The organism is Clostridioides mangenotii TR, from assembly GCF_000498755.1.
GTDB classification, from domain to species: Bacteria; Bacillota; Clostridia; order Peptostreptococcales; family Peptostreptococcaceae; genus Metaclostridioides; species Metaclostridioides mangenotii_A.
The window spans coordinates 19504-29509 of the sequence record NZ_AXUS01000032.1; the positions used below are offsets into that span (position 1 = coordinate 19504).

Consider the following 10006-nt stretch of genomic DNA (forward strand, 5'->3'; position numbering starts at 1 on the left):
ATTTCATTTCATATCAAATAACGCTAATTGCGTTTTCATATAGATTAATATCAAGAAGGCTCATCAATAACTGGTGAGTTTTTTTTGATTACAAAGAAGGTGATTTTTATACAAAATAGAGTGAATATAAAACAAATTAGAAGTGAATATACTTTAACTCTTCATAAGGTAAACAAAGATTATGTTGGGCAATTCCCTCTTCCATTAGTTAATACATTATCCAGGAAGATTGATTCTTCAGATGAGTTAGAAATCACAGTTCCTAAATATGTTACAAACAGAATCACACTTAAACCTCTAAGGTACTCTTTGTTTGATGAAATTAAAAATGAGAGGTATATATGTTTAGATAACAAGGAATATTTCGTAATTAAAGATATACAAGAAGATAATGATGGGAATAAAGTTATCAAAGCCACATCTGGTGAAGTAAAACTAAGTAGAATAAGTTTTGAAATGGAAGATATGGGAGTCCAATTATTCACTGGTGATGAAGATGCTGAAATAATAAGTCTAAATGATTATATGAAAGAAGAAACAGGATGGTCATTAGGTGAAGTAGATGACTCTTTAGGTTACGAAACTATAATAAACGATGATGGAGAAGAGGAAGCTAAAGAAAGAGTTAGATGGCAAGAAAGCCAAGATAGTAACTGGCACGACTTTTTAACTACTAATATAAAAGAGCAGTTTAGTTGTATAGTTCAATTCGATACATATAATCGAAAAGTTAATTTATACGAAATAGATAGTTTTGGAGATAATTTAGAATTAATACTATCAAGAGATAATTATATAAAAAGTTTAGAAAAGACATCCAGTTCTAATGAAATTACAACGAGACTAAAGATGGCTGGTGAGGATGAAATGGATATAATCGGAGCTACAGTAACAGGGTACCCATATATCGAAAATTACTCATATTTTATAGAAAATGGAGAAATGAGTAAAGATCTTACAAAAGCCATGCTTAAGTATATTGAGATGAATGAAATAAGAGAAAAGTTATGGAAAGAACAAATTGAGACTAAAAATATTAAACAAAAGGAAGTACAGAAACAAAAAGATAGCTTTATGATAGCGAATTCAATGATTAAATCATTAGAGAATGTAATTAAAATATATGAAGAAAAAAATGATGTTATTAATAGAGCAAAAGCAGTAGCAGAGATGCATGAGTATTCTGAGCAAAGAGATGATTTAGAAGAGTCAATTAATCCTTTAGAAAATGATATAGCTAAATTAGATGATGAAATGATGGAATTAACAATTCTTTGTAAAAGAGAAACGGCAACAGATAAAAACGATGATTTAATATTTAATGATACTCTCTTAGAAGAATTAAAGGAATTTATATATTGTGACACATATAATGACGATTCATTTTTAAAAGTTGAGGATTTTATTGAAGCAGGTAAAAGAAAACTTGAACTTAAATGTAGACCAACTATTGAGTGGAGTATTGATTCAGTTAATTTCTTAAATCGCTTATTAGATACAGGATTTAGGAAGCATTGGAAAGGTGACTTAAGTTTAGGTGATGTTATCATGCTTTACGATCGAGAAGAAGATACCGAGGATTTAATATACTTTGTTGGATATACTCAGGACTTTAAGGACAACACTTTAAAAATAGATTTATCTAATAAAAAGAGAAAAGAAGATGATATAAGAACTATAGCTGACTATCTAACTAAATCTAAACATACTCTAAAATCGTTAAATAAAAAGAAATATTTATTAAATAGACAAAAATATAATCGTATTAATGTTCCAGAAAGTGTGGTGAATTAATAATGCCAATATATGATAATAGTTATACAAATAGTTATATTAGGATTACTGGTTGTATAGTTACCTATAATTTAAGTAAAGCAAATGGGAACTCAGATGAAAAAGAAGATGAAATATACAATGTAAGAGATTGTTATACAAATAAAAAATATATTTATTGGAATGCGAAAGCACCAAGTGAATTAGAGTTTTCTAATAAGATATTAGAAAAAGGATTAGGAGCAGGACGATATCTAATAGTTATCAATGACAATGGAACTCATACTGAATATATCAATAATAATAATCCAGAATTTGCAGTTTCTTTTGATGGTGATTCTATGAATATAGTAGAGAAAAAAGTATGGGGATTATATGAAAGAGTTGATGAAAATACAGAGAAATTTGCAAATATAGTAAGTGATTTAGATGGTATAAGGCAAGATGTAGGAAGAGTTGAAACTACATCTAACTCTGTGAAAGAAACAGTTTCTAAATTTGATCAGAAAGCTGATGCAATTATAGCATCTGTTGGATCGACTACTAAGACATTATTAGATGATAAATTAAGAAATAATGCTTTTGATAAAATTATAAAATTAGCAACAGATTTAGGACTGCTTTTATCAAACACGTTATATTTTTTAACTGATTTAAAACTATCCGATGAAGAAAAAACCAAAATAAGAAATTCTATGGAAGTATTGAATAATAAGAAATTAGAAGTTGATCCATATGTTGAAGATGTAAAGAAAAACACTCTAGCAGGAGGTGTTAAAAATACATTAATATCAGCCCAAAGTCAATTTGATAAAAATCATGATAACTTAATTAATATATTAAATGAATCCTAGGATTCATTGGGGATATTCCTGAGATAAATTTAGATTCTATGACAACATCATTTGGAGACTATAACGTATCAATCAATGGACTTAAAAATGCTATTGACGATGCAAGAATGCAATCACTAGGCGGTAATCTGGAAGAGTCTTTAACAGCTCAAATAAAAATAGAGACAGGCAAGATAAGTTCTGAGGTTGAAAAGAAGGTTGATGGGTCAAAGTTCGGTTCACTTATAGAGCAAAATTATGATTCAGTTGGATATGCTTTTAAAACAGCAGGGGGACGATCTAATGGTGAATATAGAGTTGTCATCGATAACAATGGACTTACAGTTAACGAAGGAGCTATTAAAACAGACGCTTTAATACCAGGCACGAATAGACGTATTATCCTTGAACCAAATAAGCCACCAGGGGAAAATGATTGTATGTCTATTGATACAAATTATAATGGGAATGGAGCTGTTAGATTAAAATATAATGCCGGAACATATGTATATGTGTCTAGTGATACAATAACATTTTATATTAATGGAGTTGCACCAGCAAAAGTCACATCAAGTGGGTTTACGGGTGTTGCATGGAATGGTATAACAGGGAAGCCGTCAAGTTATAATCCTACATCTCATGATCATAGTTCTGCTACTAAATGTGCCTATATATATCCATATAATGGAGCCGGAACCGGAGAAATTGGGAACTCTGGAAAACCATTTGACCATATAGAGGCAAAAAGGGTTTGGTGGCAAGATTCAGGTGGACATAGTGATATTAAACGAAAAGAAAATATTATAGAAATACAAGAAGATCCTGACGCTTCTAAATTTAGAACTTTAAAAGCAATGAGTGTAATGAGTAGTACCGTAAAGAAGCTAAATGTTAATAATTTTAATAGTAGCGCCAAAGCTGCTATTAATATAAATCTTGAAGATATGCACAACTTTATAAATAAGGATATGAAAATGTATCATTACAATTATATTGGGGCAAATGAAGACAAAGTGTTTTTTAATCAAATAGGATTTATAGCAAATGAATTGGCTGAGACCAAAGTGGGAAATGTATTCATTGAAAAAGAGCAGTCTATAAATGAATATGTGTTTAATTTTAGCTCTTATACAAATATAATTGCAGGGGCATTACAAAAAGAGATACACAAAAGAGAAGAATTAGAAGAAACAGTAAATATATTAATTGAAGAAATTAATCATTTAAAAGGAGAATAGGGATGGAATTAGATATAAAACTAGCTTATGCAAATGCATTAGATGAGATCAGAGAGTTAGCGGATAAAGCCGTAATGTATAAAACACTAGCAACACAATTAAATGAGCAAATAAATACATATAAAGAAAAAACCGAGAAGCTAGAATTACAAGTAAATGAATTAGAAAAGAGAATAAAGGAATCTGAGAATAACGAAGACTGCAATGAGTAGTCTTTTTTTATTTTACAAAGATTAGGAGTGGTACATTGAAAACTACAAATAAAGAGTTCGAATATGAAATTAAAACAAAGTCATATGATTTGTTAATTGATTTCAAAGATTATAAAATGAACAAAGATATAGTAGATGGAATCATATTTGATGAAAACGACAATCAAACGGCCATAATAAAAGCTAAGTTAGTTATGGATAGTGAGCCAATAGATCTTAATCCTTATGATTGGGTTGCTATAGAAATTGCTACTGCAGATGGTAGAAAAATAATGGATAAATGTTTGGTCGTAGACCCATTAGAAGGATTAATAGAGATACGACTAAACAAACAATCATTATTAACTTTAGGATTTAGTAGATTTAAAATTAGTTTAGTGAATTCAAGCAGTACTCTTTCATCTCCTAAGTTTTATTACCGAGTAGATGAAGCTATAATTAATGAACATGATGTTAAAGCATCAGATGAATATAATATCTTCATGGTATTAATAGCAAGAACTGAAAAACTTCTTGAAGATGTAAGGGTATTTCATGATAAATTAATTGAACTAGATGAAATGCTTAAAGAGAATGAGCGTATTAGAAATGAACAAGAAGCTGCTAGAGAAGTATCTGAAGGTATAAGAAATGACAATGAAGATATAAGAAAAACGAATGAAGTCATTAGACAAGAGCAGGAATCCGCTAGAGAAGTATCAATAGCTAATATGCAAATTCAAGTAGATAATAAACTTGAAGAAATGGAAAATCATCTAAATACGAGTATTGATAACAAATACAAAGAGATAGACACAAATATTGAAAATAGATTTACGGATATAAAAACAGAATTAGATCAAAAGGTCGTAGACAAATTTACTGAAGTTGATAATAAAATAAATACTTCGATCGATACAATGGACAATAAAATAAGCGAAGTTGATACGAATGCGAATGCAGCAATCAATAGAGTAGATGATAAAATAATTGAAGTAAATACTGCAAAGAATCAAATGGAAGAAGATGTAAGAGTAGCCATTAGTAATGTAAAAGACGGTAAAGATGGAGCAGGGATCGAAATAAAAGGTGTAGTAGAATCGATTGAAAATTTGCCTGAAAATCCGACTCTTAGTGATGCTTATTTTATAGCGAAAGATCTATATGTATGGAATGGTGAAGATTGGCATATAGTCGAAGATATTACAGGTACTGGGTTGGAGTTTCAATGGAAAGATACTCAACTAGGAGTAAGAATTGAAGGTCAATTAGATTATACATATGTTGATTTAAAAGGAGAAAAAGGCGACCAAGGAATACAAGGTATCCAAGGTGAGAAGGGTGATCAAGGAATACAAGGGATACAAGGAAATCAAGGTATCCAAGGTAACCAAGGAGATCCAGGGGATAAGGGGGATAAAGGAGATCCAGGATTAGATGGACATACTTATCACATAAAAATAGGAAAAAATGAAAATTGGTTTATAGATGGCACAGATACTGAATTACCATCAAGAGGACTTAAAGGGGATAAGGGGGATAAAGGAGATCCAGGAATACAGGGCATACAAGGTGAAAAAGGTGACACTGGAGAAAAAGGTGATACCGGGAATGGCTTAATTGTCTTAGGGTCTGTAAACTCAGAAGTAGAATTGCCAGATACTCCAGATGTAGGAGATGCGTATCTTGTAGGTGTTAACCTTTACATATATTTAAAAGATGGATGGAAGAACTGTGGCGAGTTAGCTGGGCTAGACGGAAAATCAGCTTATGATATAGCAAAGGACAATGGATTTACAGGGACAGAACTAGAGTGGATAGCATCTTTAAAAGGTAGAGATGGTACATTTAAAGATATCTTAGATGACGCATATGTAGGGAATGATAAGACTTGGTCTAGCAATAAGATTAAAGATCAGATTGATACTTGTATAGAGTTGATACCTACTAATTCTGCATTTGATAAATTAATATTAGAAGGTGATTGGACTCAAGATAATGATGGAAATTATATTTTTGAAATAAATCATGAGTTAAATTCAGAAAGAGTATTTATATGTGCCATAGATAATAAATCTAGAGATGGAGTATTAGTTGGATATACAATAGTTGATAAACATAAAATATTAGTGAAATTAGCATCTCCTATGGAAATATCTGTGACTATAGTAAATGGCGAAAAAGAATTTATTTATTTAGATAAAAACTCGAAAATAAATGACTTGACCATTTCAACAGGAGCGACTTGGTCTAGTAAAAAAATATATGAAAAAGAATTAGAAATAAAAAGACTACTAGCTGAAACAAATAAAATAGTTGAAGATCAACAGAAAAGTATAGATGCCTTAATGCAGAAATAAATAGACAAAAGTTTATTTAAATTATTTCGACATTAATATATAATAAGAAAAAGTAAAAAATAAAAAGGTGGTATAGAATGATATTTTTAGGAAATTTAGAACAAATAAAAGATAATAAATGTAGAGTTGGTTTGATACACTATAAACCAGAACTACTACAAGATACAAGTAATGGTATATTAGTAGAAAAGTTACTAGATCCAATGCAACAAGATGGTAAGATAGCTGCATTATATGTGAATATAGATACAAAAGAACCATACTATGAATATGAGGAAATCCCACCGACAAAAGAGGATATGCTAAAAGATGAAATAATAAAATTAAAAATACAACAAGAGACAGCAGACAATATAACTGCAGATTTAGCGTATGAATTAATGATGTTAAAGGGGGCTAAGTAATGGATTGGTATAAATTAATAAAGTTGTTTTATCCAAAGAATTGGGATATAGAAAGAGTAAAAGATGCGGTAGAGTTAAACAACATAACACTAGAAGAGTATAAGGAAATAACAAACGTGGACTATATTAAGTAGTCTTTTTTTATGAGTAGATATAAATAGAATATGTTTTTAATTTAGAGTTAGGATTAAATTCCAAGCTCTTTTTTATTAAATATAAAGAGGTGAAATATTTGGATATTACAGTATTAAATAAAAAAGTTAATAATACTCCTAATAATACCAATCTAGTGCTAGATAATTTAGAGAAAGAGATTGGATCAGGACTAAAAATTATAAGAGAAGGCAAAGACGAATCTGATATTTGTACAATAATAAAAGTTTATGACAATGAATTATTGATAAAGAAGTCAACGTTATCAAATATTGATGAAAATAATAATTACCTAACTCAATCAGTTGAATACTTTGAAGACAATGGTGAATTACATTCTGCAAAAACATATGATTTAATTTATGAAAATGGAAAATTATCTTCGTTAACTATGAATGGTCTATTATTTTATCATGGAATAATTGGAGGAGGAAATGGAGTAGTTGGAGCTGATGGTAAATCAGCATATCAGATAGCTAAAGATAAGGGTTATATAGGAACTGAGTCTGAATGGTTAAACTCACTAAAGGGGGAGGATGGGGCATTTGATCCAACAGTAGAGTTTGATGAACTTAATACAACGCACAAAACGGTAATAGGGGCTATTAATGAAATTGAATTGAATATTGAAAGTTTTGATGTGGTTACCAAAGTTGATGGTAAAGATATCACTCCGAAAAGTATAGTTGCTGAAACTATCACCGTTGATGGTATAGATCTCAATCAAGAATTTAAGACTAATAAGACTTCCTTAATTGATTCGATTAACGCAATAAAGGCGGTGTTATAGTGAAAAAGAAAGATATTGACAAAGCAAGGCTGGTTTGCGAAAGAGAGCTCACGCTCCTTCGTGAATCTTTAACAGAAACGAATGCGTTACTTGAATCGTCTAAAAGCGATATTGACGAACAGGCTCGTTTAACTGGCGTTAAAAATGACATTGTATCAAATATAAATAAGTATGAAAAGATTCTTGAAGAGGTTAATTTCGTTACTAACGCTCTATATGAAAACACTCCATTACCTTCTAATACAAAGCTTGGTGATATTATAAACGAATATAAAATCGTATCTGAAGCGTTGGAACTTAATCGAATTAATATTGCTAGTTCGTTAAACGCAAAAGGAATAATAACTTCTTCTGATACAAAACTTAGCGGCGTTCCGGAACAGATAGCTAAACTCCCTACACTTAGTGGTGATCTTACGATTAATCCGCCTAATGTTGGTGCGATGATAGATACGAAAGATCGAGAATATGACGTAACGAAGATTAATACTACTTTAAATTATCCTGATTCGCCCAACCCCTTAATCAATACGTGGAATTATTTTCCACACTCTGACTGGGTTCGTGGTGTTGCGGTTGATAAATATAGTAACGTATATAGTTGTGGTGATGATAAAAATGTTGTAAAACTAAATTCAGATGGCTCTACTCAATGGAAGTTTATTCCACGTGACGCATTGGCGTTGTTTGCAATTGCTATTGATAATAATAGCGAATTTATATACACTTGTGGTAAATCTAAACATATTAACAAAATAACACCTGAAGGTAAAAACGTTTGGTCGTTTACTGGTCACACAGATTCGGTTCGTGACGTAGTTGTTGGTCTAGACGATTATATATATAGTTGTAGTAACGACAAAACTGTTAGAAAAATATCTTCTGATAATTCTGAAATATGGTCTTTTTCTGATAACGCTAGTTCAATGACGTGCGTTGCAGTTGATAAAGACAGTAATGTGTATAGTATCGGTACTGAGCGAAAACTTAAAAAGATTTCCTCTGATGGTGCCTTAATTTGGTCAAAGCCATATCATACTGATATTGTTTCTGATCTACAAGTTGATGATGATGGTTTTGTTTATACTTGTTCAAGCGATAAAACAATAAAAAAAATATCTCCTGATGGTGATTTGGTTTGGAGTCATTTAGGTTCAGCATATAGTAACTTTGGTACCATTTCTATTGATAAATACGGTTTTGTTTACGGTGGTTGCTTGGGCGTTGATAATAAGATCAGAAAAGTCTCTCCTGATGGTGATTTGGTTTGGGAAGTTAATGGTGTTAATATGAGTATTCTTAGTATGGTAGTCGACACTAATCAGTTTTTATATTTTGCTTCTTCTAACTATGGTGTTTATAAGCGTTTCGACAATTATTCAAAAATAATTGAAATGGATTTAAAAAGAAGGTAGGTGATCGTTTTGGTTAACGAAAATAGTCCAATGGTGGACATAGCACTGGAAGCGAAGGATACAAGTGACGATGTTAGGCAAACTATCTTGGCAATCGAAGCGTCTGTAAAGCACGTTGATAATACGGTGGTAAATATGCCGTTGAGTGGCGTGTCTGATTTTATTGATAATTATCCAACTCCTAAACCCGAGGTCGCTCCTGGGTGTCGGGTATGCGGTTGATACAAGTAAGAACGAATATGATATTACGCATATATACAAAAAACAAGTTTACCCACCGGCTCAGGAAGAATTTTTTCAATATAACGGGAATGTTCAATTATCTGAAAACTGGACTAATATTGAGATGTTCAATGACTCAGTTACAATACAAAGAAATGATAATAAATTCGTTTTTTCTACTCCTGATGGTGTTGAATTTAAGCGTCTAACTTTGCCTTATTCGCCAAGTCATACTTTTATGTTACATGGTTATGACAATGGTTATGAAGATTTATATATGATAGGTGCGGAGTACAATTCTACTGGTTCTAAATATCGTGTTGAATGTTACAATAGCCAAGGCGATTTAGTTAAAACCGTATACTTTAAAACTAAATACTATTTTTATCATGCTTTGCATTCAATGGCGAACATTTTTATAGTATAAGCCGACATGATAGCGGTGCTGATCGTTATCTTGATAAATATAATGCTGATGGCACATATGTCGATAGCATTAAGCTTATTGATACTAATATGGAAATTATCGAGATCACTGCAAACTACGTATTATGCTTTGGTCTTACTATCAGGACAAAATGCTTCGTTTATACAAAAGAGTTAACTTTTGTCATCGATATTCCCACT

The 10006-nt window shown here is 31.1% G+C and carries 10 protein-coding genes; all 10 read left to right on the forward strand.

Annotated elements, in window-relative coordinates:
- The first annotated feature begins 84 nt into the window (after positions 1 to 84).
- Positions 85 to 1794, forward strand: coding sequence for a hypothetical protein (locus tag T473_RS0113620; RefSeq protein ID WP_024622396.1), 1710 nt, complete (start codon positions 85 to 87; stop codon positions 1792 to 1794).
- Positions 1795 to 1796: 2 nt separating this feature from the next.
- The gene (locus tag T473_RS0113625; protein WP_024622397.1) at positions 1797 to 2627 is read left to right on the forward strand and encodes a hypothetical protein; all 831 of its coding nucleotides are present in this window, start codon (positions 1797 to 1799) and stop codon (positions 2625 to 2627) included.
- Positions 2628 to 2665: 38 nt separating this feature from the next.
- Positions 2666 to 3844 (forward strand): hypothetical protein, encoded by a 1179-nt coding sequence (locus T473_RS0113630; protein WP_024622398.1) that lies wholly within the window; start codon positions 2666 to 2668, stop codon positions 3842 to 3844.
- Positions 3845 to 3846: 2 nt separating this feature from the next.
- Positions 3847 to 4056 (forward strand): hypothetical protein, encoded by a 210-nt coding sequence (locus T473_RS0113635; protein WP_024622399.1) that lies wholly within the window; start codon positions 3847 to 3849, stop codon positions 4054 to 4056.
- A 35-nt stretch (positions 4057 to 4091) separates the two neighbouring features.
- Entirely contained in the window at positions 4092 to 6395 is a 2304-nt protein-coding gene (locus tag T473_RS16910; RefSeq protein WP_024622400.1) for a collagen-like triple helix repeat-containing protein, read from the forward strand.
- Between the two features lie 77 nt (positions 6396 to 6472).
- Positions 6473 to 6799, forward strand: coding sequence for a hypothetical protein (locus T473_RS0113650; protein WP_024622401.1), 327 nt, complete (start codon positions 6473 to 6475; stop codon positions 6797 to 6799).
- Positions 6799 to 6933: an XkdX family protein gene (locus tag T473_RS17895; protein WP_077173636.1), complete on the forward strand. Its 135-nt coding sequence runs from the start codon at positions 6799 to 6801 to the stop codon at positions 6931 to 6933. The genes T473_RS0113650 and T473_RS17895 overlap by 1 nt, the downstream gene beginning before the upstream one ends.
- Positions 6934 to 7031: 98 nt before the next feature.
- Positions 7032 to 7742 (forward strand): hypothetical protein, encoded by a 711-nt coding sequence (locus T473_RS18790; protein WP_024622402.1) that lies wholly within the window; start codon positions 7032 to 7034, stop codon positions 7740 to 7742.
- Complete coding sequence (locus T473_RS17420; protein WP_024622403.1) at positions 7742 to 9157, forward strand: outer membrane protein assembly factor BamB family protein; 1416 nt, start codon at positions 7742 to 7744, stop codon at positions 9155 to 9157. The genes T473_RS18790 and T473_RS17420 overlap by 1 nt, the downstream gene beginning before the upstream one ends.
- A 145-nt stretch (positions 9158 to 9302) precedes the next feature.
- On the forward strand, positions 9303 to 9806 hold the full coding sequence (locus T473_RS0113670) for a hypothetical protein (RefSeq protein ID WP_152522318.1): 504 nt from the start codon (positions 9303 to 9305) through the stop codon (positions 9804 to 9806).
- The last annotated feature ends 200 nt before the right edge of the window (positions 9807 to 10006 follow it).